This window comes from Mycobacterium sp. SM3041, assembly GCF_039668335.1.
In the GTDB taxonomy this organism is placed as follows: Bacteria; Actinomycetota; Actinomycetes; order Mycobacteriales; family Mycobacteriaceae; genus Mycobacterium.
Genome location: NZ_JAYXBQ010000049.1, coordinates 77,600 through 99,953, shown reverse-complemented (window position 1 = coordinate 99,953; position 22,354 = coordinate 77,600). Strand labels below are relative to the sequence as shown.

The window sequence follows — 22,354 nt, the reverse complement described above, 5'->3', positions numbered from 1 at the left end:
ATGATCACCGCCATCGCCCCGCTGTTGATGGACAACGTCAACGCCATCGCCGCCGCCGGCAGCGTCAAGTACGTCGCCGCACCGATCTGGGATATCGGCGCCAACATCAAGAACCAGGGCATCAGCTTCGCGGTGTACCTGCTGATGGGCGGCACCGCTGTCATCGCCGCCCTGTACTACTTCGTGTCCAAGAACAAGACGGCCGCACTCAAGACGCTGGCGATCGGCGTGGTTTTGATCGGTCTTGTGGGATCACTTCCCGCCCTCGGCGTCGTATCCAAAGACACCGTCAGCAGCATCACCAACGGCGGCGGAACGCGATGAGTCAGTTCGTCGCCAAGTGGTACACGCGGGCCAGCCGGGTCCGCATTGTCATCGCCAAATTCGACGGCCGCTGGAAGCTGCCCGGTGGGCCCTACCCGATCCCCGAATTGATCGCACTAGTCGCCGGACTGCTGGCGACCTTGTTCCTACTCCCCCGCCTGGGACACCCGGTCCTCACCGGGCTGATTGGAATCACGGTCACGGTGATGGCAGTGGGAGCGATGCGCCTCATGCCGTACTCGCCCGTCCCGTTCGGTACCCGCGCGCATCGCGTCTACCGGCTCTACAGCAACCCGATCAGCTACAGCAGCAACTCGCTGGGTCGCACCCCGACCACCACCTCCACAGTGCGCCCTCAGATTGACATTCTCGACGCCCCAATTCCCGCACCAACGGCGACGGCGTACCAGCGGCCCGCGCCCGCACAACGGCCGGCGCAACCGGGGCTCGCTGACATCTTCGGCGAGCAGCACTCGGCTGCCGCAGACCTGTTCAGCTGACCGACCACTGACCTCGCGAAGGAACCCGTTTCATGGCCAATCAACTCGACCAGGACCTGCAGCCCACCGTGTCGGTGTTCGGCAACCTGCGCCGGATGCGCGACGGCTCCATCTGGGCCGACTACCGGATGCAGGGACTCGCGTACGGATACACCAGCGACGAACGCAAGGGCGACGCACTGGTCCATCACCGCAATCTGTTCCGCAAGCTCCCGGACAATGCGGTGATCGCCGGGCTGATCGCCGCGATGAACCCTGATGAAATCATGGCGCGGGCGATCGCCGGTTCTGATCTGGACCGGCGCCCGAGCTGGCGCTACGAATGCGAAGGCAAGCACGAGTTCTTCTCGTCCACAGTTCGTGCCACCGAGCGGATTTTCACGCTCTCGTTCCCGGTCCTCGGTTCGGACGCGGTGTCCGACTGGACCGGCATGGGCGCTGCGGGCCGACGCTCCCGCGACCGCGACCGGGCCGAGATGTTCAAGGCAGCAGAAATGGCAGCGGCGACCATCACCCAGTTGCCGCCGGTGTTCAGCTTCGAGCCGCTGACCGCAGCGCAGATGGTGTGGCTGTGGAACCACGCGCTGTCGCGGGGCGGGCCCGCCGATATCTTCCCCAACCCGGTGACCTCCAACGTGTCCTCTCCGGCCGGCGCATTTGCGATGGCCGAGTTCGACGAAGGCGAACGTCGCGCCGACAAGAAACGGTGGCTTCCCACCAGCTTCGCCCCACTGGTCAAGATCACCCAGCCCGGCCGCATCGGCGGCGGCGAATCGTGGCAGACCCTGCTGGCGATCGAGGCTCTGCCGCTGGAGGGCCTGCAGTTCCCCGGCTCGGAGTTCTTCACCATCGCCGACCGGGTGGACGGGTTCGACATCGACTGGGCGCTGCGGATCAGCAAGACCACCCGCGAACAGGCGATCGCCCGCAACGGCAAGAATCTGCGGCGTCTGTCCGAGCAGGTCGACGAGCGCGACAGCGAGATTTCGTTCGCCCACGACACACTGTCCGAACAGGTCATGCTGCTGCGCGAATACAACTCGCACCTGGAAACCAACGACGACGAGGTCGAGGTCTCGTTGTGCCCCATCTTCGCCGTCGCTGGCCAGACCCGGGCGGCCTGCGAAGACGGCGCACTCAAACTGGTCCAGGCGTTCGAGCGGCCGCGCATCAAGGTCGTGGCGCCGCTGGGCGGCCAGCGCGAGCTGTGGGCGGCGATGAACCCCGGCGGCACCAACCACCGGGCTGTGTCGGATTTCTCGCACGTCACCATCAGTCAGTTCGCCGCCGCCAGCGTCCCGCTGGCGACCAACCATCTCGGCGATGCCAAGGGGCCGATCCTCGCGCTGAACCTGTCCGGCCGGCGCAACCAGCCCGTGCACACCGAATGGTGGCGAGAGACGGTCAAAGACGCGTCCTCGGCGGTGGCGATCGCCGGTGAACTCGGTGCCGGCAAGACCTGGCTGATCATGTACAAGCTGTTCACCCTCGTCGACCACGGCGGCCAGTTCCTGGCGATCGACCGCACCGACTCCGGCGAGTACGCGCGCCCCACCTCGACCCTCGGTCACCACGTCATTGTCGATCTCAGCCGGCCGCAGTGGTCGATCGATCCGATCCGCACCCTGCGCTCCGATCTGGGTGTCGATGCCGCCGTCGAACTGCTGACTCCCCTGTTCGAGTGCGAGGCCAACTCCCCGATGGGCATCACCCTCGGTGAAGTACTTCGCCCGGAGTGGGGCGTGGATTCCATTCCGCGACTGCTGCAGGTGCTGCAGGACGGTGTCGACGCCGGCCGGATGCCCGACGGCAAGGGTCTGCCGGCGGGCTGGGACGACCTGCACCGGCACCTGTCGTTCTGGGCGGGCCGCGGCTACGCGCGATCGCTGTTCGATCCGAACCTGCCGGCGATCGACCTGAACGCCGAAGGCATCGTCATCCGCACCAACCGGGTCGAGGTGCCCACCACCGAAGAGGTCGCCAGCCGCGAAGCACTGGCGCCGTCGAAGATCTTCGGCCGCGCCATCTACGGCCTGTCGATGGAGCTGGGACGCCAGGCGTTCCAACTGAACAAGGCACGCCCGGCGGCCGTGGCGCTCGACGAGGCCTACCACGTGACCTCCACGCCGACCGGTCTGGCACGCACCGCCCGCCTCGCACGAGACGGCCGCAAGGACAACATCTCGCTCATCCTGGGCAGCCACGACCCGGTCTCGGACTACCCGGCCGGCACCGCACTGGACCTGATCCCGACCCGCTACGTGATGCGTCACCGCGACGAGAACCTGGCCCGCCGCTCACTGGCCTGGCTGGGCATCGACCCGGACCGCAACCCGCACATCGTGCGCGACCTCACCAAGAACACCTCCCCGAAAGGCCCTGACGGCAAGGTCATCCGCGGCCGCGAGGGCGAGGGCTACATGCGCGATGCCCGCGGCGACATCGGCCGCATCAAAGTTCTCGGCCCGTCCTCGGCGGTGCGGCGCGAGGCGATGAGCACCACTCCCCCCGACCTGCAGGCCGACGTCGCCTGAGAAAGACCAGGAGTCACCCGATGTACGCAACCAACAACCCCGCCGCGGTCGTCGACGCGCATCGCCGCCGGCTGCGGCGGTGGCTGATCGCCGCCTTGGTCGCCCTGGCGGTGACCGCCAGCTCGTTGGTGGCGCTGTCGCGCACCGCGGCGCCGGCGTGCCTGGCCGCAGGGCCGGGGCCGGTCGGCAACGGCAAGGCGATCATCGCGGCCGGGGTCGCGCTTCATATGCCGCAGGACGGGATCGTCGCCGGGCTGACGGCGGCGATGCAGGAGACCGGGATGCGAAACCTGGCCAACCCCGACGTGCCCGAGTCGCTGACGGTGGCCCATGACGGACTGTCCACCGACCACAACACGCTCGGCGTCCTGGCGCAGACCCCGTCGTGGGGTTCGGTCGAGGAGCTGATGTCGCCGCCGGCCGCGGCGGCCAAGTTCTTCACCACACTGCGCCAGGACTGGCACCGCGGCCCCTACGACGCCTCCACCACACCCGACGAGCTCGCTGCCTTTGTGCAGCGCTCAGCAGTCCCCGGCGCCTACACCGCCCAGGTACCGGCCGCCGAGCAGTTCTACCGCGACCACATCGACGAAGTCCGGGCCGCCCCATGCCTGGCCGGCGAAATTGTTGGGACGGAGGCTATTTCGTGACCCACCCCACTCGCATGGAGCCCACCCGGTACACCGAGGCCCTGGCATCGGCCAGCGCCTGGGTGCGGGCCTGGTCGCCGGCGGTGCTGCTGCGCTGGTGCTGGCGACACAAGACGATCACCGCCCTGGCCGCGGCCGCGCTGCTGCTGGTCCTGGGAGCCGCGGTGGCCATGGCCGATGACGGCAAAGGAACCTCAAGCTCCGACGGCGGCAACGTCCTCATCTCCTGGATGGGCATCAAAGACAGCGACGGCACCCCGGTCGCCAAATACACGCTGACCATGAACCAAGGCGGCTGGAACGACGCGATCTCGGCGATCTTCGCCAAGATCGCCTCGATCTCCTACGAGATCTACCTAGTGATCACCACAACCGCCTTGTGGCTGATCAAGTTCGTCCTGGAATTCAAGTGGCTCAACCTCTTCACCGTCCCGTTCCAAACGATCGGCAACGGCGTCAACACCGCGATGGACCGGTTCGGATTGGCCGCAACCGCGCTGGCGATCCTCGCGATCATCGTGGTGTGCACCGCCCTGGCGGGCCGCACTGCCAAGGCGTTCTCCAACATCGCCATGGGCATGCTGATGATCGGCGTTGCCGCAACGATTTTCGCCAACCCGATCAGTGAACTGGTCGGCCCGGACGGACTGCTCGCCAAGGGCCGCGACACCGGCCTGGAAATCGCCACCTCCGTCTCGGGTGGGCACATGTCCAAGTCCGGTGCCGGCGCCAACGTCGACGACATGGTGGCGCACCTGGCCGACCGGTTCCTGCGCAAGCCCACCCAGATGATCAATTTCGGCGAGGTCAGCGACTCGGTGTCCAAGGCCTGCCGGCAGGCCTGGTCCGAGGGCATCAAGAAAGAACACGGCGACACCCTCAAAGACGACATCAAAGGGTGCGACACCGTCAAAGGCAAAGCGATGCACCAGAAGTCGATGGGCAACCCCGCCGCGATGCTGGTGCCTCTGCAGATCTGCGGGCTGCTCGCCCTGTTCCTGGTGGCCTTCGCCTGCTACTTCGTGTGGCACGTGGTCAAGGCCGCCGTGCAGGCGATGCTCTACGCCTCGCTGGCGCCGCCGGCATTCGCGATCGGCGTCATCCCCGGCGGGCCGCAGATGTTCGCTTGGAAAACCGTCCTGGACATGTTCATGGCCTACGCGGCGATGGTCATCTACACCGCGATGTTCGGCGCCTACAACGTGATCCTCGACCAGGTCTTCAAAGACTCGGCCAACGCGGTCCAGTCGATGTTCATGACCGCGCTGGTGCTCGCGTTCGGTTTCGCGGTATTCGGGCCGCTGCGCCGGATGTTCGATCGCCAGCGCGACACCATGGCCGCCAAGCTGGCCGGCGGCGCCGGCAGCTCGGGCCGTTCCGGGCGCGGTCTGCTGCACAACATCGCCGACTTCTCCCGGGCCCGCAGCGAGATCGCCGACCAGTTCGGATGGAACCGCGGCGGCCGCGACGGCGGCGGCCGCGACCCGGGCCGGGTCGACAGCGAATCGGAATCCTCGAGTGCAGCCGGCGGAGGTGGCGGCAACGGTGGTGGCCCAGACGGTGGCGGCGGTAACGACGACGGACCCTCGGGTGCGCCCACCGTCAGCGACGCGGCCAGCGGCGCCCCCACCAGCGGGGATACCGACTCCGACGCAGGCGGGGTCGGCACCGACAGCTCGGGCACACCCGGCGGCGGCCAGCACAGCGCCCCCGAACCGCAGCCGGCCTACGCCAGCGACGCCAACGGCGGCCGCCTGGCCTCGGCGATCCGCATCTACCGCGCCACCCGCGGCGGTGGCGGCGGTGATGACCCGTACGGCGCCTACAACGGCACCGGCCGCGGCTCCGATGGCCGCTACTCGATGTCTGAGGCCGCCTGATGAGGGCGCGGCTGGAGATGCTGCGGTGGCGGTGGCGCCAGATTCCGGGCCGCATCCGCCTGGGCGCAGCGATCGCGATCGTGGCGATCGCCGGTCTGATCTGGCAGCACGACGCCGCTGGGGACGCCACCGGCAACCAGGCACCCACCCACAGCGCCGAGAACCCCCAGCATGCTCAAGCCCAGGCGGAGGAAACCGCCGCGGCACCAGCGACCGTCACCCCCGACGATGCCCGCATCACCGCCACCCGGTTCGCATCGAACCTGGCTTCCCCCAACGGAAGTCACGACGACTGGGTGAAGCGGCTCGCCCCGGACACCAAGGCCGACCTGCTCGCCCAGTACCAGAGCACTGACATCACCACCGTGGCCCAGACGTCGGTGACCCAGGTCAACGGGCCGATGTCGACCGACCCGTCGGTCCCGACCTTCGCGGTGTCCTACGGGGATGGCTCACGCATCCAGGTGACCCTGGAGCTCGACGCCAGCGGCTGGAAGGTCAGCAGCGTCGTTCCGGTGTCCCCGGCCGCCGGCCCCGACCCCGCCCCCGCGCCCCCGGCCGTGGCTGCGCCCGGCGGAAACGGCTGAGGGCGATGGAACCCATGGAATGGGTCGCGGCCCTGAAACTGGCGTGGGGCCACCGACGCAAGTTCTACGCCGCCGCCGCCTTGCTCGCTCCGTTCGTGATGACCATGCTGCTGCTGGCCTTCACGCTCCTCGCCGGCGGAGGAGCCTCCTCGCCGGCCGCCACAGTGGTGACCCCGCACTGCGAAAAGCAGCTGCAGTCCCAGGGCATCAGCGCCGACACCGGCAAATCGTTCGGCCCGGGGCCGATCAACAACGGCAAGGCCGTCATCGCCACCGGCCTGCAGATGAAAATCCCCGAAAAGGGGATCATCGTCGCGCTCGCGACCGCGCTGCAGGAATCCGGGATGCGCAACCTCGCCAACCCGAATGTCCCTGAGTCCTACCAGTTTCCGCATGAGGGCGAAGGCCACGACCACCTGTCGGTCGGCATCATGCAGCAGCAGCCGTGGTGGGGCACCATCCGGGACCTGATGACCCCCGGGGTCGCTGCGCAGAAGTTCTACCTCGCGCTGCTCAAAGTCGGGGGCTGGGAAAACATGGCGCCCACCGTGGCCGCGCAGTCGGTGCAGCGGTCGGCGTTCCCGGACGCCTACGCCGACGATGTCGCCGCCGCGACCCTGTTCTACCGCCAGCACGTCGGTGAGGTGCAGGCCAGTTCCGGCAAGCCCGCCCCGCCATCGGCCGCCCAGGACCCCGCCGGCCGCGACGTGTGCGGGGCCGCGACCGAGAACCCCGAAACCGATGGGGTCAAGCCGGGCACCCCGGCTGGGGTGGCCGCGGTCAAGTACGCCGAAGCGCAGATCGGTCTGCCCTACATCTGGGGCGGTGGCTCGCTCAACGGGCCGACCGGCGGCGGCTTCGACTGCTCCGGACTGGTGATGTACGCGATCTTCCAGGCCTCCGGCCACAAGATCGCGTTGCCGCACTTGACCTTTGACATGGTGCGCTACGGCCGCGCGGTGCCCCGCAACGCCGTCGCCCCCGGCGATCTCGTCTTCTCGGTCCCCGAGGCGAACCCCAACGGCGGAGGCACCGGCCCCGGTCACGTGCAAATGGTCGTCAACCCCACCACCGTCGTGGAGGCCTCCACCTTCGGCGTCCCGGTCAAGCTGTCGCCCTTCCCTCAGCACTTCATGGTCATCAAACGCGTTCTCTAAGAAAGGAATACCGTCCATGGTCACAAGTAACGTGTTCGCATTCGGCCCTCAAACGGTGTTCGTTGCCAGCAGCATCGCCGATGCGGTCGCCCTGACCGTTGCCGCCGCGGCGATCGGCGCCACGGTTGTGGTGAGTGGGGTATGAAGATGAAACTGCGCCTGCCCCGTCCCCGCGTCCTGATCGCCGCGATCATCGCCGTCGCGGCGATCGCCGGCCTGATCTGGCAGCACTACGACCAGCAGCCGGACGCCGGCACGCCCAGCCCGCCGGCGGCGAGCGTCAGCACACCAGCACAGACCCCGGGGAGCACCTTCGAGCAGCTCGCTCCGCCGACGGTGAGCATGGATGCGAACTCGGCCGCAGACGCCAAGGCGGTGGTGACCCGCTTCGCCACGAATTTCGGTTCCCCCAACGGCAATCACGACGACTGGCTGGCCCGCCTCACCCCCGATGTGTCGGTGCAGCTGATCGAGCAGTTCCGGTTGACCGACATTCGCAACGTGACCCAGGCCGCCGTGGCCGTGGTCGACGGACCCGTGCGCCAGGAGCCCGCCAGCATGACTTTCGACGTCACCTACGACGACGGCTCACGGATCGAGGTCCGCGTGGAGACCGGCCCAGCCGGGTGGAAAGCAGTCAACGTGCTGCCGCTGAGCTCCAACGGCCTGCCGGCCCCCTCGGCTGACCTGACCAACGCGCCGGGCCCGGGCGTGCCCGCCACCGATGAGGGGAGCCGCTGATGGCCGCGGCGAGCAAGACCGTTTCCGGTAAAGGTGACGGCGCGCGGGGCGCGTCGGCGGCCGGTGGCCGGCCGTTCGCGACCGTCAACGCCGAACTCAACAAGCCCTACGTGCCTGGGGAAAGTCCCGCCGAGCTCAAAGAGGCCGCCGAGACCTGGCCGTGGCTGATCCTGGCCGCGGTCGGCGTCATCGCCCTGCTGGCCTACACGCGGGCCTGGCCCCTGCTGCAGCAGTTCCTGTACCGGCCCTCGCCGGCGCGGGACTACGTGCTGCCCCCGTCAGCGCACCCGCTGTATGTGATCGCCGGGGTCGGTGTCGGCTGGTTCTGGGTGCTGTTCATCGCCGCGCCCCTGGCCGCGGTACTGCTCGCGGCGCTGTGGCTGGCGATGCAAGCCATGGGCAACCGCAGGGCGCGCACCGGACACATGGGGCACCTGCGGCCCGGGCAGGTCTGGCCCGGTGAGCAGTACCCCGCCGTGCCGATGATCTTGACCGCCGCGGCGCTGGTGCTGGCCGCCAGCGGGGCCCTGCTCCGGTGGTCCGGAAACATCGCGGCCCTGCTGGTCGGCCGCCTGCTGCTGGTGGCTGTGCTGGCCGTGATGATGTTCGGGCTGGTGCAGTTCGCCCGGTGGGCTTATGCCCGCGCCGGCATCACCAACCAGATCAACAAGATCACGTTCCTGGCGACACCGGCGCTTGGCTGGCCCGACCCGCGGGCCGGGCGGGTGAAGCCGGTCAAGTGCGCCTACCCGCGCGGGAAGAAAGCGTTTCCGAATGTGGTGCGGCTGCTCTACAGCAAGCACCCTCGGGAGGTCAGCGACGAGATGATCGCTGAGATTTCTGCCGTCATGACCGAAGTCACCGGTCACACCTACCAGTTCGAGCACGACGCGATGACGCGCTCGTTGACGGCCACCGAGACCGTGATCGTCGAGCAAGACTCGGTCGAGGACGCCGAATCGGTGCTCGGCCCGCTCGTGGCGTCGTGGTTCGACGCCGCGGCGCACATCGTGTCGGTGGTGGTGTCCAAGCCGGTCGTCGACGAGGACGGTGATGGCCTGGAGGACGTCGACATCGATGAGGAGCTCGCGCTGCGGTCGGCGGTGACCGGTAACGATGTGATCGCCGCCCAGATTCGCGAGTTCACGATCGGGTTCGTCTACAACCTCAAGGTGTCGTCGGCATACCGGCGCGGGGTGATCGAGGGCATGGTGTCCGACGCGCTCGGCGGGTCGTGGGAGGCCGAATGGTCGATGGCCTCGCGTCGGGTGCGGTTCGTGCGCAGCCCGGGTCTGCCCACGATGGTCGATCCGCCGCTGGAGTTCCCGGAGGTCACTCGATCGACGATCCGGTCGCTGTACAAGAAGACCTGCATCCCGTTCGGTATCGACGCCTACGGCAACGTCATGGAGTGGGATTTCCGGCAGTCGCCGCACTTCCTCATCGCCGGGGCCACCTCAACCGGTAAGACCTCGCTGCTGATGACCGTGGCGACCCAGTGCGCCCGTCGGGGAATCAACGTGGTGTGGGTTGACCCGAAGGGCTTCGACTCCCCTGGTATGCGGAACTGGCCGAACGTGTCGCTGGTGACTGCCGGCACCGACGAGGACGGTCTGGTCGGGCACACTGCGGCGCTGCGGTTCCTGGCCGACACGATGCGTGACCGGTTGAGTCAGGTGAAGATCAACCCGAACAAAGCCGATGACTTCGATCCGATCGTCTTGATCACCGACGAGTTCTCGAACCTGGTGGTGGCGCTGGCGGAGTTCTACAAGACCTACCGCACCACCAAGGAACGCGGTGAACCGCCGACCAGTATCGACGTCGGCATCCTGCTGCGTACCGCGCGTGCGGTGGGCATCCATATGGCCATCGGCATCCAGCGTCCGGACACCATGTACGTCGCCGGTGAGGCGCGCGACAACACCGGTCTGCGGGTCGCGATGGGCCGGCTGAGGTCCAAGGATGCGGCCATCATGATGTTCAACGATGCGGTCGCCGGGACGCGGCTGCAGCCGGGCATCAAAGGCCGCGGCACCGTGCAGCTGCCGGACGGCACATTCCGGGAAATGCAGGCCTTCTACACCCCGCGAGTGCCCGCCACGGAAGAGCAGGAAGCAGCCCTGTCCGATCACGAAAAGGCGATTCTGGACGAGCTGCGCAACGTCGACAGTTTCTGGCCGCGACGCGTTGTTGATTCGGCGCTGCGAGGCTACGACCCGGAGGACGAAGACGCCGAGATGTCGTTCAAAAAGATCCGCGATTCGGCGATCGTGCTGGCGACAGCACGGCCGGATTTGGACTCGATGTCCGACCAATACGTGCGGCCGCTGCCGCCGGAACGACGGCCCACGATGGACGACGATCACGCCGAACCCGACCCCGCCGAGGACGCCGCAACGTGGCGGCCGCTGGGTCTGTCCGGCGGGCCGACAGCCCCTGACGGCGCGGCGGTGCCGCCCACGTTCGCCGGCCCGGTGGACGGCTTCGATGACGACTACGAGCCCACCGCCGACGAGGAATACGGGCCAGTTGTCCCCGTCGCGGCCAACGAATTGCGCCGCGGTGACCTGGTGGACGTTTCCGTTGACGGTGTCCAGGACTGGCGATACGTTCACGCTGAGCCCTACCTCAGCGACGACGCCGACGGTTCTGACCGGCTCGTGATCCCCTACCGGGACCTCGAAGACGGCGGCAATGTGGCCGACATCGACGTCGATCCGTATGAAGTGATGCAGGCTCGCCAACTGCATATGCAATGACCAGAAGGAGCCCCATGGCTGCCAGGAGAAAGACCGGCCGATCCGCAGCAGAAGCGGCGTACGCCGCCCTGCACAAAGAGAACACCGCCCTGGTCGGCGACGTCGGGGAAGCATGGGACGACCTCGACGGCGCGCTCAAGCAGGCAGCGGAACTGCAGAGGCGGTACGAGGACGCCCGCGCGGCGGCGGTCAAGGCCGGCGCGGTCACCAACGATCAGCTCGACTCAATGGGTTACAAGAAATCGCCGAAAATCCCCGCACTGCCGGCACGCGGCGGGGAGGAGCCGGCGAAGAACACCGGCGCCAAGGCCGCGCCCGCCGGGGGCGGCGCGCAGGGGTCGGCGGATCAGAGCAACGGTGCCGAGGGGGCACCGCAACTGGCGTCGGTAGGCGCCACCAGCGGAGAGGATCAGCACTGAGATGAGCCCGATTGAACTTCTCGCCGAGGAGTCGCAGCAACAGCATCTGCGATACCACCAGCTGTACGGGACCAGCCCCGTGCGCGGTGACGGACTGCGCGATGTGGCCCGCCTCAGCCGCGAGGTGGCCCGGCAGGCCGTCGAGGTCCGCCAGGGGGTCCTCAACCTCAACTTCTCCACGGCGGTGACCGGATGAGCGGCGGACCTTTCGCCCTGGCCACCGGCCGCGACCACCTGCCGCTGGACGCGTTCGGCAACGGCGCGGACGCCGGCGCGGACGCCACCGACGCCAGCGCTGATGTGAACGTCAACGGCGCCAACGATGTGGCCGCCAACTCCTCGGCCGAAGCCAAGGAAATCGCCGCGGTTCCCGACCCCCAGTCCCCCGCCGGTCAGGCGGCCATCCTGGCGATCATCGAGAAGTACCAAGGCAAAAGCGCTGGGACGGTGGAGAGTTCGGCGGCGACCGAGCAGTCCAACGGCAGCCAGGCCGCTGACGGCAAGAGCGACAGCAAGGACGATCACAAGAGCGACAGCAAGGACAGCAGCAGCGACGGCTCGGGTTCGGGTAGCGGTGGCGGCGGCAGCCTGCTGGACATCCTGCAAGGCCTGCTCGGCAGTGGCGGCGGCATGGGCAGCGGGATGAACCCGTTCGGCCAGGGCATGGGCGGCAGCCCGTTCGGCCAAGGCATGGGCGGCAGCCCGTTCGGCGACCCCTACGGCCAGCAGGCCGGCCCCGGCATGCAGGCCGCCAACCCGTTCTCCGACCCGTTCGCCAGTGGGGGCGGCGCAACCCCGGCCACCCAAGCCGCGTCCTACAGCCCGTCGGCGGACCCGTTCGCCTCCAGCCCCTCCGGCGGCTCCGGCACCGCCACGGCCAGCAGCACCACCTCGGCTGACCCGTTCGCCTCCGGCAGCACCGACGGCAAGCCCGAGGACGGCAAGCCAGGCGACGGCAAGCCCGGGGAGAGCAGCAGCGGCAATACCACCGCGACGGCCTCCGGCGGATCGTCCAGCGGCGTCGACGTCGGCGCGTTCTCCGGCACCGACGGTTCTGCGGTGCCCGCTGACCCGGCCGCGGCCACGTCATAGGCAGGTCACCCATCGTCATGTCATCCACCGTGGTCAGCAGCGCACCGGTCACCTCTTGGTGGTACGGGCAGGGCGGCGCTGTCGGGGTCGTACGGCGCCTGGAAGCGCTGTACACGCTCAACCCCCCGCCGGCGACCGCCGGGCTGATCACCGCCCGCCGCGACGAGCTCACCGCGACGTTCGTACAGGCGTTACGGGTTCCGCTGCCGCAGCCGTGGCACCCCCTCGACAGCGGCTCAGAATCCCGCATCGCCTGGGACGCAGTTGATCCCGGTACCGAACCGGATCCGCAGCGTCCCGTGTACCTGGTGGTGTTCGGCACCACAGACGACGGTGGTCTGATCGCGATGAACCTGGCCGCGTTCGCCCGAGTCCGCATCGACGGGGACCGTGCCACCACGACAGCACTGGTCAGCCGCTGGGTGCTGGAGCTGCTCGCGACACACCCGAGCATCACCATCGGGGTGACCGATGACGTGTGGTCTGGCCCGCTGACCACACGGGTACGGCCGGTGCAGGTCGGGGCGGTGCCCGATGTCGACGTGCTGATCTGCGGACCGGACCTGTCCTACACCGACCGGGCCCAGATCGTGTCCAACGCCACCAGCCGGATCATGGTCGACCTCGGCAAGGACGCCGCGGTGGACTCCAAATGGACGATCAGCTGCGGCCCTGACCGCGTCGGCCAGCTCAGCAACGGTGGGGCACAGTCGATTACGGCGACACTGATCCTGCCCACCGGGGACACCGTGGACCGCTGCGCCGAACTGCTCACCGCCTCCCCCACCGTGACGGTGCCTCCGCGTGCGCCGGCCCCGCCTGCGCCGTCGGTGGTCGGTGAGGACGACGACCCGGTCACCGACCCGGCGATGCCCGTGGCCATGGCGGAGTCGGCCGGTGACATCGACGAGAGGGACGACGCGGGGATCGATTTCTTCGAGCCTCACGCCGGCGGCGAGCTCGTCGACGACGTCGACGTCGATGAGGTCGATGAAGGACCGCCATGGGTGGTCGACGAGCCGCCCGTCATCGCCCAGCCTGAACCTGCCCCGCCGGCTGTGTCGGCACCCATAGCGGTCCCCGTGCCGGCCCCGGTGCCCGAGGAGCCCCCAGCGCTTCCGGTGGTGGCGCCGCTGTGGAATCGTCTGCTCGGCCAGCTGGCCATGAGCCCCCCACATCCCGGTCAGGAACCCGGGGTGCGGGAAAAACGCCTCAACGAACTGCTGGTGTACCTGCAGATGAACCCATGGGTCAGCACCGTCGACATCGTCCGCAGCGTCTACCGCGACGGCGCCTCGGACAAGACGGTCACCCAGCAGATATCGCTGCTGCGGGCCCGTCTCGGCGTCATCCACACCGGCGGGCCAAAAGCCCTGCCGCCCATGAGCGATGGCGCCTACCGCCTCGACGGCGCGGTCCGCTCAGACTGGATGGAATTCGAGCGGCTGGTGGAAATCCGCCCCGAAACCACCGCCCCCGGACATCTGATCGCGGCCATGGCGCTGGTCACCGGGCCGCCGCTGGGCGGGGTCACCCCCAAGGAATGGCCCTGGGCCGCAAACCTGCGCGAGCAGCTGCGCGACCGCATCCCCGGCGCCGCGGTGGTCCTGGCTCGACACCACTACGACGCCCAAAGATTCAGTGACGCAGTGGAAATTGCGCGCAAAGGCCTGTGGTACGACAACGCCCGCCAAGACCTGTGGCAGGTCGCACTCCAGGCCGCGCTCGACGGCCACGAGCACGACGCCTTCAAAAAGTTGCGCGGCCAATACCTCAACACCGTCGCCGGCGCCGACCAGGACCCGGCGGTACTCGATCTGACCAAACAAGCAGGGTAGGAATTGCCATGGATAACGCCATGCACTCAATCGTGTTGTCGCAGTTCAAAACCGATGACGACGACGTCATCACCACCGCATCGACCGACCCGGAGGCCCTATCGGTCTCGGTGAACACCAGCGGCGAGATCGTCGACGTCGATGCCCAGGCGAGCAAGCTGCGGCCCCTGGGCGGCGACGGCCTCAAAGAGCTGTTCGTCGGTTGCGCCCAGTCGGCGTTCACGCACCGCTACGACCCGCTGATGGGGGACTAGATGACTGTGGTGCCCCAGGACTTGGCAAGTCAGACCACCGACACGCTCTCGGTGTTGCTCGGGACGAATCGAGCCACGACCGACCACCTGCGCCGGCTGATGCGCACCAGCGGGTGCGCGACCCTGCCGGAGCTCGCGGCGCATCTGGCCGGATCGGAGCGCGCCGCGACCGGTGAACGTGCTCCGTCCCGGTCGACGTCGGTAGCGATCCTGGGCGACCCGAACATCGGTAAGAGACAACGGTTTCGGGCAGCAGCGGCGTTGCAGAAGCAGCGCCGTGACGCACGGCGCGAGGCCAACGACATTCTTGCCGTGTGGGGCCGCCCACCGGTGCAGTGGTAGCCAGGCAGGGGGAAGGAAGACATGGGGCAGCTCGACGTCAACCCGGCTGACCTGTTGAAGGCGGCCGGCGACTATGCGGACCTGTCAGCCCAGGTGGCGCAGCTGTCCCCGCAGGCTGCCGCGCAGATTCAGGCGGTGGCCGCTTCGCATGGCCCGATGGGGTACCCGACCGCTGTCGGGATCGCGATGGGCCTGGCGAACCGGGAGCCGGCGGTACAGGCCAAGGCGGCCCAGTTCAGCACCTACTCGGATCGGTTCACCGGGCACGCTGCCACCTACGTCGAGCAGGACCGGGCCGCGGCGGCCAAGCTCAACGCGATCGCATTCCCCGAGATGCACGTGGACCCCAAGCCGAAACCGGAGACACCGACGAAGTGGGTGGTGTGCTGGCTGCCCAGCCCGGACGCCGACCCGGCCCGCTACTGCCCGGCTGACACCACCCGGATCGAGTACGTCGACAGCAAAGGCCAGTGGATTCAGAAAGACGTCGAGACCGGCGCCGAAACGAACCTCAACGACATCGCCCGACCCGGAGTGCAGTACCTGCCCGGCCCACCGACAGGCCCCCCGCCACCGGGAATCACCGACCGGTTGTGGCCCGACAAGAACGGCAACCTGGTCCAGGAAAGCGGAGGGCAGAGCGGTCAACCGCCGCAGATACGCGTGCTTCCGCCGGGGAAGATCAGTTGGTGAGGTCAGCCGATGCGGTCGAAACGGTCCGCAACCCTCGCGGGAAATGCCCTTCACCAGGTACAAAGGGCAGTAGGGGGCTGGGCGCCCGCGGTATCTGCCCGGGTGCGGCGCACGCCGCGGCCGATGCTGACCGACGAGCGCCCACATACGCCGGCGTCGCCGGCAGCGACCGGGAGGGAAAGACATGGCGAGCACTGAACCGCTGAACCCAGGCGAGGACGCCGGGTACCGGTCCACCGAAATCGCTTAGAACGCAGGAGAACACACGATGACTCAGCCCAACCCGACTCCCCAGCCCACCCCGCCGCCGGTGATCCCCGGCGAAAGCCCGATGGGCATGTCCCCGCTGTGGCCATCGGTCAAGCCCGCGGCTCCCGCGCCGGCCCCCGAGCCCACACCGCCGCCGGTGAACCCCGGCGAAAGCCCGATGGGCATGTCGCCACTGTGGCCGGTCACACCTCAAGCCCCGGCACACACCACCCCGGCGCCGGACCCCGGACCGCCGCCGCACATCGTCTACCCGGACGGCCCTCCCGGATCGCACGGCCCGATGGGCATGTCGCCGCTGTGGCCGACCACCACACCGAAGGCCCCGGACGGCGTTCCGGGCGCCCCGATGCCGCGTTCGACCCTCGACGGGATTCACGGCACCCGCGATGACGACCCGGTCCGCTGGCACCCCAGTCACCCCGGGGAGCTGCCGCCGTACTGGATGAACAGGTACGTGCAAGACAAGAACGACCCGGACCTGTGGTGGCCAGACAAGCGACCCGACGCCCCCGGCTCGACGCACCCCGCCTCCTACGACCCGAGCAAAGACGGCAAGAAAGGCGACGGCGCGGGGCAGGCCAACAAGCTCGACGTCAACCCGGCGGACTTGAACAATGTGGCCAACCAGTACGCCGACCTGCAGCGCCAAGCCGCGGCAATCGGGCCGGCGGCCGTCGACGAGGTCAACCGCATCATCGCCACCCATGGGGCGATGGGATACCCGGTGGCTGTCGGTGTGGTCGCGGGCCTGGCCCAAAAACAGGCCGCGATGGAAGCCAAGACAGCGCAGTGGGGCGTGTACGCCGACCGGTTCAACGAGCATGCCGCGACCTATCGAGGGCAGGACGCTGCCGGCGCGGCCGGATATCAGCAGGTCCAGTTTTCCGCGTAGGCGTGGGGTTAGGGGGACGTCGTGGCGCTGGACATCGACACCGACGCGTTGCGTCGGGCAAGCGAATTCGTCAGTAACGCAGGCGAATTCCTGCATCCCGACCTGACCATGGACGTTCCCCCGTGCGGGAGCGACACGGTGTCCCAGGCGGTGATGAACAACCTCAACGCGCGCCGGCGCTGGCTGGTGGCCCACGTGCAGTCTGGCGCAACCCAGGCATCCAACGCCTCGGCGGCCATCACCGACACCGCCGGCGCGTACGAGGCCACCGACGCCGCCGGCGCGGCCGGATACGGCGGCGGTGGCTCACCGGCCGCTCCGGCATCTACCTCGAGCGCGCCGGCGTCCGGGTCGCCCGGCCCGGTCAGCATGCCCACGGTCTCCCCCATTCCCGACATCAGCGGCACCGAAGGCGAAACGTTGGCCACCCAACTGGTCACCGGGCCCGGGCCCGCCCCGGCGACAGCGGCGGCCACCCAACTGACGACGCTGGCCGGTCGCGCGCACGCAGCCAACGCCAGCCTGACCGAAGCGCAGGGCCACATCGTGGCAGCCGGGCAGTCCGAAGCGCACCCAGGCCTCATGCGTCGGCTCACCCAAGCCATCTCGTGGACCGCTGGAGTCGCCGGACACGCTGATGCGCTGGCTGCCGGATACGGCGCGGCCGGTGATCTGCACACCACGACCATGACGGCCGTCGGACATCCCGTCGAATGGCAGACCCTCAAGACCGCATACACCGACGCGGTCATGGAAAACCAGATGACCGGGGGCCTGTCCCAGCCCAAAGTCGATGCCCTGCAAGCGGCCCTGACCGACAAAGAGACCCAGAAAACCGCGGCGATGAACGGCTACCAGGTCGGCGGCGAAACTGTCAGCACCCCACCCGGTGATCTACCCGATCCGGGACTAGACCCAGGCAAGGCCAGCTCGGACAAGAACGCCGGTAAGACCGACAAGAACGCGAAGAACCCCCTGGGCGGCGAGGACGGCAAAGGCGGCGGGCTCCAGGACATGCTCGGCCCCCTCATGGGTGCACTCGGCCCGCTGACCCAATCCCTCGGCCAGAACAATCCCCTGTCGACGCTGGGGCAGGCCGCCCAGCAGATCGGCCAGCAGGTATCCAAGCTCGGCGGGGAGGCGGCCAAGAAAGCCGCCAGCCCGATCAAACCGGCGGCGCTGGCCAAACCGGCAGGCCTGGGTAAAGGCAGCGGCGGCGCCGGCAAGGGCGGCGGCGGCAGCAGCCCCATCAAACCGTCCAACCCGCTCGGTGGTGTGCACGCCTCGTCGCTGTCGGGATCGCCGTCGGCGACCAAGGCCACCGGGGAGCCGATCAAGCCCGCAGCGGCCGCCGCGGCCCGCGCCGCGGGCGCCGGTTCTGGCAGCGGCATGGGCATGATGCCGATGGGGCACAAGCCCGGCGGCGACGGGAAAGCCGAGAGAATCCGCAGCTACGAAAGCCCGCTGCCTGACGTGGAAGAGGCCGGCCGCGACGGGATCGACGGCCAGGTCAAAGCGCAGCCGGCACCGGTGGTCAACCCTGAGTCGACGAGTGCGATCAAAGAGCGCATCGCCAAGCGCAAACGCTCCGAGGCCGTCGACAGCCAGAGCTAGGCAGAGACGTTGGCCGTCGTGTCGCATTTCTGTGCCACGCTGATGGCATGAGTGCTCGACAGGGGAATCCGGGACACCGGATCGGCACACACACAGCTGTGGGGGCCGGTGTCATCGACGAGCCCACCGCCGCTCAGACCACACCAGTTCACCACCGTTAGGCGCCGCATGGATATTCCGCTTCACCCCGCAGTCACCGCCGAGATCGCCCGTGGCCGTGAGCTTTTGGAACGCGTACGCACGGCCCGCCGCAATGTCGCCGCGCTCAAGGTGACCATCCCCTGCCCCGACGGCGACAACACGATCACCTTCGCCGGGGACGGGATGGTCACCGACGCCGCCTTCGTCGACGACATCTTCGACCGCTACCCCGGCGCCGAGCTCCGCGAGCTGCTGCTGGACATGTCCGCCGAAGGGTACGCGCAGGTGTCGAGCAAGGTCACCGGGGAAGTGGCGGCCGCGCTGGAGCAGCGATGACCCTCATCGAACAGTTCGAGCACAGCTGCATCGCGCTGGGCGCCGAGGTGTACGGGCGGCGCCAGATTCCCGATAAACGCGTCGCGCGCAACGCATTTGAGCGCCTGACCGCCCAACACCCTGACCAGTGCGACGGCTGGCTGGGCCTGGCCGCCGCCGGCGGCGCCCAGCGCGACATACTCGAGCACGCCTATCGGGCGATCGACACCGCCGGTGAGCTGATCGCCGCGTCCGATGTCGCCGCCAACGCTCTGGACTTCACCTTCGACACCGGCCTGTACGTGAGCCTGCCGGCCCGCGGCGCCGACGGAGCAATCCTGGCGCTGGCCGCCGCCCGGGCCGCCGACGGCGAGTTCGCGGCCGCGCATGCACTGATCGATCAGCGGATACAGCACGCCCAGCCCGTGCTCGCGGGCTGGATGCTCGCTGTCATCTACTTCAAGGCCAAGCGTTGGCACGACGTGCGCCGGGTGCTGGCGCCACTGACCCCGAAGCTCACCCCGGAAAGCGACCCGTACCTGTATCAGGCGATGTCGGTGGCACAGGGCCTCGCCGAGGCGTATCTGGGCATGTGGGAACCGGCTTACGAGCGCTTGCGGCCGGTGGGCCGCGGGCCGATCGCCTCAGCGAGCGGCGACGCCCTGGTGACCGCCGCGGTGTCGGCCCGGGCGCTGGGCCACACCGACGAGGCCACCACGCTGCTCAACGAGGCCTATGCCGTCGATGGGATCGACGAATCGGTGCGCTCCACGATCGCCACCGCGCTCAGTGACCCCGGCTACGGGATCATCCCGACCACTGCCGCACGCATCGACGCCCGCATCGACTACTGGGATGCGGCCACCGAGCCCGGTGAAAAGGACTTCGTGCGCCAGCTCGGCGCTGACCGGCGGGCGGAACTGAACGCCGAAGCGGACGCAGAACTGGCCCAGCTCGTCGGCATGGCCGACGTCAAAGAGCAGATCGAACGGCAGGTGGCCAGCGCGGTCGCCGACGAACGCCGCGCCAAGCGGGGCCTTCCGGTGCGCCACAAGTCCAAACACCTGGTGATCAAAGGCCCGCCCGGGACCGGTAAGACCACTCTCGCCCGCGCGGTCGCCAAGAAATCCTGCGCCGCAGGCATCATTCCCGCCTACATGTTCCTCGAAGTGGGTCGCGCCGACCTGGTGGACAAGGTCATCGGCGGCTCCGAACACAAGATCACAGAAATGATCAACAAGATCGTCGCAAACGGCGGCGGTGTGCTGTTCATCGACGAGGCCTATCTACTGACCAGCACCAACTCCGAGAACGACTTTGGGCCGATTGTGCTCGGTATCTTGCTGCCCGCGCTGACCAACCACGCCGACATATTGATGGTGATCGTCGCCGGCTATGCCGACCTGATGGATCAATTCACCGACTCCAACGATGGTCTGCGGTCCCGATTCACGCGCAGCATCACCCTGCCGACCTACACCGTCGACGAGCTCGTCGAGATCACCGTCCTCAAAGCGACCCTGGGCGGCAGTGTCATCGAGGACTTGCAGCCGCTGCGCGACGCCTACACCAGCTTGTCCAAGTCCACGGCCCTGGACAGCAACGGACGGCGCCGGCCGGCGATCGATGTGCTCGGCAACGGACGCCTGGCCGAAAACCTCATCGGTTTCGCCGAGGAGGAGCGCGACTTCCGCCTGCATCGCGAAGGCAAGGGCGACGACGCCACCGACGAAGAGATGCAGATCATCACCAGCGCGGACCTCAAGACGGCGCTGACCCGCGAAATCGCCCGCGCCGAACACGAGAACCACATCGAATTGTCCAGTGACACAACGGGAGCGTCGCGATGACCATGCCCGACAAGCGGCCCCGCCGCGGCTTCAAATCCAAGAGCCCCCTGCTGAGCTCGGCCAGCAAGCGCGAGCAGCCCTGGGGCTTTGTCACCCGCCATCAGATCTCCGGGTGGAGGTTCCTGATCCGGCGGATCAGTAATGCCGTCGCCCTCAGGGACACCCGCATGCTCACCGACCCACTGCGCCGGCAGGGCCGGGCCTTGAGTGTCGGTGCCCTGCTCGCGGCGGTGATGTGCGCCTTCGCCTTCATCCTGTCGATCCTCAAACCCGCCGGCATCAGCGGCAACCAGGTGGTGCTCGCCGAACGCAGCAGCAACGAGTTGTACGTGCGGATCAACGACACCCTGCACCCCGTACTCAACCTGGCCAGCGCACGCCTGATCGCCGGCAAGCCCGACGACCCCACCCCGGTCAAACCCAGCGAGATCGACCGCTTCCCGCTGGGCAACAAGGTGGGCATCCCCGACGCCCCGTCACGCATGGTGCAAAACGCCACCCGCGATGCACGATGGCTGGTCTGCGATGCCGCGGGCGGGCCCGATGCCGGCACCACCGTGATCGCCGGCGACCCCGTACCGGGACCGGGCCACGCCAGCGCCATGGCCGCCAACACGGCGGTACTGGCCAGCATCGACGGCGGCAAGAGCACCTGGCTGATCTGGGGCAACAAGCGCAGCAAGATCGACCTGGCCAACGCACCTGTGGCGTCGGCGGTCGGCATCAGCATCGACACTCCCCTGGCGAGGCCGATCAACCGCACACTGCTCAACCTGATCCCGGAATCGCCTCCGCTGGTCGTGCCGTTCATCCCCAACGCCGGTGACCCGCCCCGGTTCCCATGGCCGGTCCCGGGCCAGGCCGCACCACTGATCGGATCGGTGATCGTCGATCACCAGGAGAACAACGCGCTGCGGTACTACGTGGTGGGCCCAGAGGGCATCCAGCCGATCTCCGCGGTGGTGGCCGCCATCCTGCGAGCCAACAACGCCTACGGGCTGATCGAGCCGCCGGCGCTGACCCCCGACCAAGTCGGCAAGGCCCCCAAGACCGATGTGATCGCCGTCGACAGCTACCCCGCCAGTCCGCTGCAAGTGCTCGATCCGGCGACCGACCCGGTGACCTGTGGTCAGTGGGTCAAGCTGGCCGGTGCGCCGACCTCGAGCCTGACGTTGCTGGCCGGTCCGAGCGTGCCGGTGGCCCCTGACGCCAAGCCCCTGGCCCCGCCCGGGGGTGCAGCAAAAGTGCTGCTGCCGAAGGGAACTGGGTTCCTTGTGCAGGTCACCGGACAGCAGCCCACGTCGACCACCAAAGAGTCCGAGTTCTGGGTCTCTGACCTGGGTGTGCGATACGGGCTGGAATCCGAGAAGAACCAGCCCACCACCCCAGCCCAAGCCCTCGGCCTAACCGCGGAGCCGCTGCCGATCCCCTGGTCGGTGCTCAGCTTGTTCGCCGCCGGCCCCACCTTGTCCAAAACCGATGCGCTGGTAGCGCACTGA

Annotated in this window: 22 protein-coding genes; all 22 read left to right on the top strand. The window is 68.3% G+C overall.

Going from position 1 to position 22,354, the window contains the following annotated elements:
* A complete protein-coding gene (locus tag VXD91_RS16755) occupies positions 1 to 324 on the top strand; it encodes a hypothetical protein (RefSeq protein ID WP_293017007.1) in 324 nt (107 codons plus the stop codon).
* The gene (locus VXD91_RS16750) at positions 321 to 824 is read left to right on the top strand and encodes a hypothetical protein (protein WP_293017006.1); all 504 of its coding nucleotides are present in this window, start codon (positions 321 to 323) and stop codon (positions 822 to 824) included. Before VXD91_RS16755 ends, VXD91_RS16750 begins: the two co-directional genes overlap by 4 nt.
* Before the next feature lie 32 nt (positions 825 to 856).
* The gene (locus VXD91_RS16745) at positions 857 to 3,358 is read left to right on the top strand and encodes an ATP-binding protein (protein WP_293017005.1); all 2,502 of its coding nucleotides are present in this window, start codon (positions 857 to 859) and stop codon (positions 3,356 to 3,358) included.
* Positions 3,359 to 3,378: 20 nt separating this feature from the next.
* A complete protein-coding gene (locus tag VXD91_RS16740) occupies positions 3,379 to 4,008 on the top strand; it encodes a hypothetical protein (RefSeq protein WP_293017004.1) in 630 nt (209 codons plus the stop codon).
* The gene (locus VXD91_RS16735; RefSeq protein ID WP_293017003.1) at positions 4,005 to 5,888 is read left to right on the top strand and encodes a hypothetical protein; all 1,884 of its coding nucleotides are present in this window, start codon (positions 4,005 to 4,007) and stop codon (positions 5,886 to 5,888) included. The genes VXD91_RS16740 and VXD91_RS16735 overlap by 4 nt, the downstream gene beginning before the upstream one ends.
* Entirely contained in the window at positions 5,888 to 6,475 is a 588-nt protein-coding gene (locus VXD91_RS16730) for a hypothetical protein (RefSeq protein ID WP_293017002.1), read from the top strand. Before VXD91_RS16735 ends, VXD91_RS16730 begins: the two co-directional genes overlap by 1 nt.
* 5 nt (positions 6,476 to 6,480) lie before the next feature.
* A complete protein-coding gene (locus VXD91_RS16725) occupies positions 6,481 to 7,632 on the top strand; it encodes an NlpC/P60 family protein (protein ID WP_293017001.1) in 1,152 nt (383 codons plus the stop codon).
* Between the two features lie 16 nt (positions 7,633 to 7,648).
* Positions 7,649 to 7,777 (top strand): hypothetical protein, encoded by a 129-nt coding sequence (locus VXD91_RS16720; protein WP_293017000.1) that lies wholly within the window; start codon positions 7,649 to 7,651, stop codon positions 7,775 to 7,777.
* Positions 7,774 to 8,373 (top strand): hypothetical protein, encoded by a 600-nt coding sequence (locus VXD91_RS16715; protein WP_293016999.1) that lies wholly within the window; start codon positions 7,774 to 7,776, stop codon positions 8,371 to 8,373. Before VXD91_RS16720 ends, VXD91_RS16715 begins: the two co-directional genes overlap by 4 nt.
* Complete coding sequence (locus VXD91_RS16710) at positions 8,373 to 11,135, top strand: FtsK/SpoIIIE domain-containing protein (RefSeq protein ID WP_293016998.1); 2,763 nt, start codon at positions 8,373 to 8,375, stop codon at positions 11,133 to 11,135. The genes VXD91_RS16715 and VXD91_RS16710 overlap by 1 nt, the downstream gene beginning before the upstream one ends.
* A 14-nt stretch (positions 11,136 to 11,149) precedes the next feature.
* On the top strand, positions 11,150 to 11,554 hold the full coding sequence (locus VXD91_RS16705; RefSeq protein ID WP_293016997.1) for a hypothetical protein: 405 nt from the start codon (positions 11,150 to 11,152) through the stop codon (positions 11,552 to 11,554).
* 1 nt (position 11,555) lies between these two features.
* A complete protein-coding gene (locus VXD91_RS16700; RefSeq protein WP_293016996.1) occupies positions 11,556 to 11,750 on the top strand; it encodes a hypothetical protein in 195 nt (64 codons plus the stop codon).
* Complete coding sequence (locus VXD91_RS16695) at positions 11,747 to 12,646, top strand: hypothetical protein (RefSeq protein WP_293016995.1); 900 nt, start codon at positions 11,747 to 11,749, stop codon at positions 12,644 to 12,646. Before VXD91_RS16700 ends, VXD91_RS16695 begins: the two co-directional genes overlap by 4 nt.
* Before the next feature lie 17 nt (positions 12,647 to 12,663).
* Positions 12,664 to 14,484 (top strand): bacterial transcriptional activator domain-containing protein, encoded by a 1,821-nt coding sequence (locus VXD91_RS16690; RefSeq protein WP_293016994.1) that lies wholly within the window; start codon positions 12,664 to 12,666, stop codon positions 14,482 to 14,484.
* A gap of 20 nt (positions 14,485 to 14,504) precedes the next feature.
* The gene (locus VXD91_RS16685) at positions 14,505 to 14,738 is read left to right on the top strand and encodes a hypothetical protein (RefSeq protein WP_293016993.1); all 234 of its coding nucleotides are present in this window, start codon (positions 14,505 to 14,507) and stop codon (positions 14,736 to 14,738) included.
* Positions 14,739 to 15,080, top strand: coding sequence for a hypothetical protein (locus VXD91_RS16680; RefSeq protein WP_293016992.1), 342 nt, complete (start codon positions 14,739 to 14,741; stop codon positions 15,078 to 15,080).
* A 21-nt stretch (positions 15,081 to 15,101) separates the two neighbouring features.
* Positions 15,102 to 15,773: a type VII secretion target gene (locus VXD91_RS16675; RefSeq protein WP_293016991.1), complete on the top strand. Its 672-nt coding sequence runs from the start codon at positions 15,102 to 15,104 to the stop codon at positions 15,771 to 15,773.
* Positions 15,774 to 16,041: 268 nt separating this feature from the next.
* A complete protein-coding gene (locus VXD91_RS16670; RefSeq protein WP_293016990.1) occupies positions 16,042 to 16,935 on the top strand; it encodes a hypothetical protein in 894 nt (297 codons plus the stop codon).
* 21 nt (positions 16,936 to 16,956) lie between these two features.
* Positions 16,957 to 18,549, top strand: coding sequence for a PPE domain-containing protein (locus VXD91_RS16665; protein WP_293016989.1), 1,593 nt, complete (start codon positions 16,957 to 16,959; stop codon positions 18,547 to 18,549).
* Between the two features lie 168 nt (positions 18,550 to 18,717).
* Positions 18,718 to 19,026 carry a hypothetical protein gene (locus tag VXD91_RS16660; RefSeq protein WP_293016988.1) on the top strand — a complete coding sequence of 103 codons (309 nt, stop codon included), beginning with the start codon at positions 18,718 to 18,720 and terminating at the stop codon, positions 19,024 to 19,026.
* On the top strand, positions 19,023 to 20,855 hold the full coding sequence (gene eccA / locus VXD91_RS16655) for a type VII secretion AAA-ATPase EccA (RefSeq protein WP_293016986.1): 1,833 nt from the start codon (positions 19,023 to 19,025) through the stop codon (positions 20,853 to 20,855). Before VXD91_RS16660 ends, eccA begins: the two co-directional genes overlap by 4 nt.
* Positions 20,852 to 22,354, top strand: a complete 1,503-nt coding sequence (gene eccB / locus VXD91_RS16650) for a type VII secretion protein EccB (protein WP_293016985.1) — start codon at positions 20,852 to 20,854, stop codon at positions 22,352 to 22,354. The genes eccA and eccB overlap by 4 nt, the downstream gene beginning before the upstream one ends.

Bases quoted from the DNA above. Each gene is read 5' to 3' on its own strand.
- VXD91_RS16750 (WP_293017006.1), top strand. From the start codon at position 321: ATGAGTCAGTTCGTCGCCAAGTGGTACACGCGGGCCAGCCGGGTCCGC.
- VXD91_RS16730 (WP_293017002.1), top strand. From the start codon at position 5,888: ATGAGGGCGCGGCTGGAGATGCTGCGGTGGCGGTGGCGCCAGATTCCG.
- VXD91_RS16685 (WP_293016993.1), top strand. From the start codon at position 14,505: ATGCACTCAATCGTGTTGTCGCAGTTCAAAACCGATGACGACGACGTC.
- VXD91_RS16740 (WP_293017004.1), top strand. From the start codon at position 3,379: ATGTACGCAACCAACAACCCCGCCGCGGTCGTCGACGCGCATCGCCGC.
- VXD91_RS16710 (WP_293016998.1), top strand. From the start codon at position 8,373: ATGGCCGCGGCGAGCAAGACCGTTTCCGGTAAAGGTGACGGCGCGCGG.
- VXD91_RS16720 (WP_293017000.1), top strand. From the start codon at position 7,649: ATGGTCACAAGTAACGTGTTCGCATTCGGCCCTCAAACGGTGTTCGTT.
- eccB (WP_293016985.1), top strand. From the start codon at position 20,852: ATGACCATGCCCGACAAGCGGCCCCGCCGCGGCTTCAAATCCAAGAGC.
- VXD91_RS16660 (WP_293016988.1), top strand. From the start codon at position 18,718: ATGGATATTCCGCTTCACCCCGCAGTCACCGCCGAGATCGCCCGTGGC.
- VXD91_RS16725 (WP_293017001.1), top strand. From the start codon at position 6,481: ATGGAACCCATGGAATGGGTCGCGGCCCTGAAACTGGCGTGGGGCCAC.
- VXD91_RS16675 (WP_293016991.1), top strand. From the start codon at position 15,102: ATGGGGCAGCTCGACGTCAACCCGGCTGACCTGTTGAAGGCGGCCGGC.
- VXD91_RS16695 (WP_293016995.1), top strand. From the start codon at position 11,747: ATGAGCGGCGGACCTTTCGCCCTGGCCACCGGCCGCGACCACCTGCCG.
- VXD91_RS16700 (WP_293016996.1), top strand. From the start codon at position 11,556: ATGAGCCCGATTGAACTTCTCGCCGAGGAGTCGCAGCAACAGCATCTG.
- VXD91_RS16680 (WP_293016992.1), top strand. From the start codon at position 14,739: ATGACTGTGGTGCCCCAGGACTTGGCAAGTCAGACCACCGACACGCTC.
- VXD91_RS16705 (WP_293016997.1), top strand. From the start codon at position 11,150: ATGGCTGCCAGGAGAAAGACCGGCCGATCCGCAGCAGAAGCGGCGTAC.
- VXD91_RS16670 (WP_293016990.1), top strand. From the start codon at position 16,042: ATGACTCAGCCCAACCCGACTCCCCAGCCCACCCCGCCGCCGGTGATC.
- VXD91_RS16745 (WP_293017005.1), top strand. From the start codon at position 857: ATGGCCAATCAACTCGACCAGGACCTGCAGCCCACCGTGTCGGTGTTC.
- VXD91_RS16715 (WP_293016999.1), top strand. From the start codon at position 7,774: ATGAAGATGAAACTGCGCCTGCCCCGTCCCCGCGTCCTGATCGCCGCG.
- eccA (WP_293016986.1), top strand. From the start codon at position 19,023: ATGACCCTCATCGAACAGTTCGAGCACAGCTGCATCGCGCTGGGCGCC.
- VXD91_RS16690 (WP_293016994.1), top strand. From the start codon at position 12,664: ATGTCATCCACCGTGGTCAGCAGCGCACCGGTCACCTCTTGGTGGTAC.
- VXD91_RS16755 (WP_293017007.1), top strand. From the start codon at position 1: ATGATCACCGCCATCGCCCCGCTGTTGATGGACAACGTCAACGCCATC.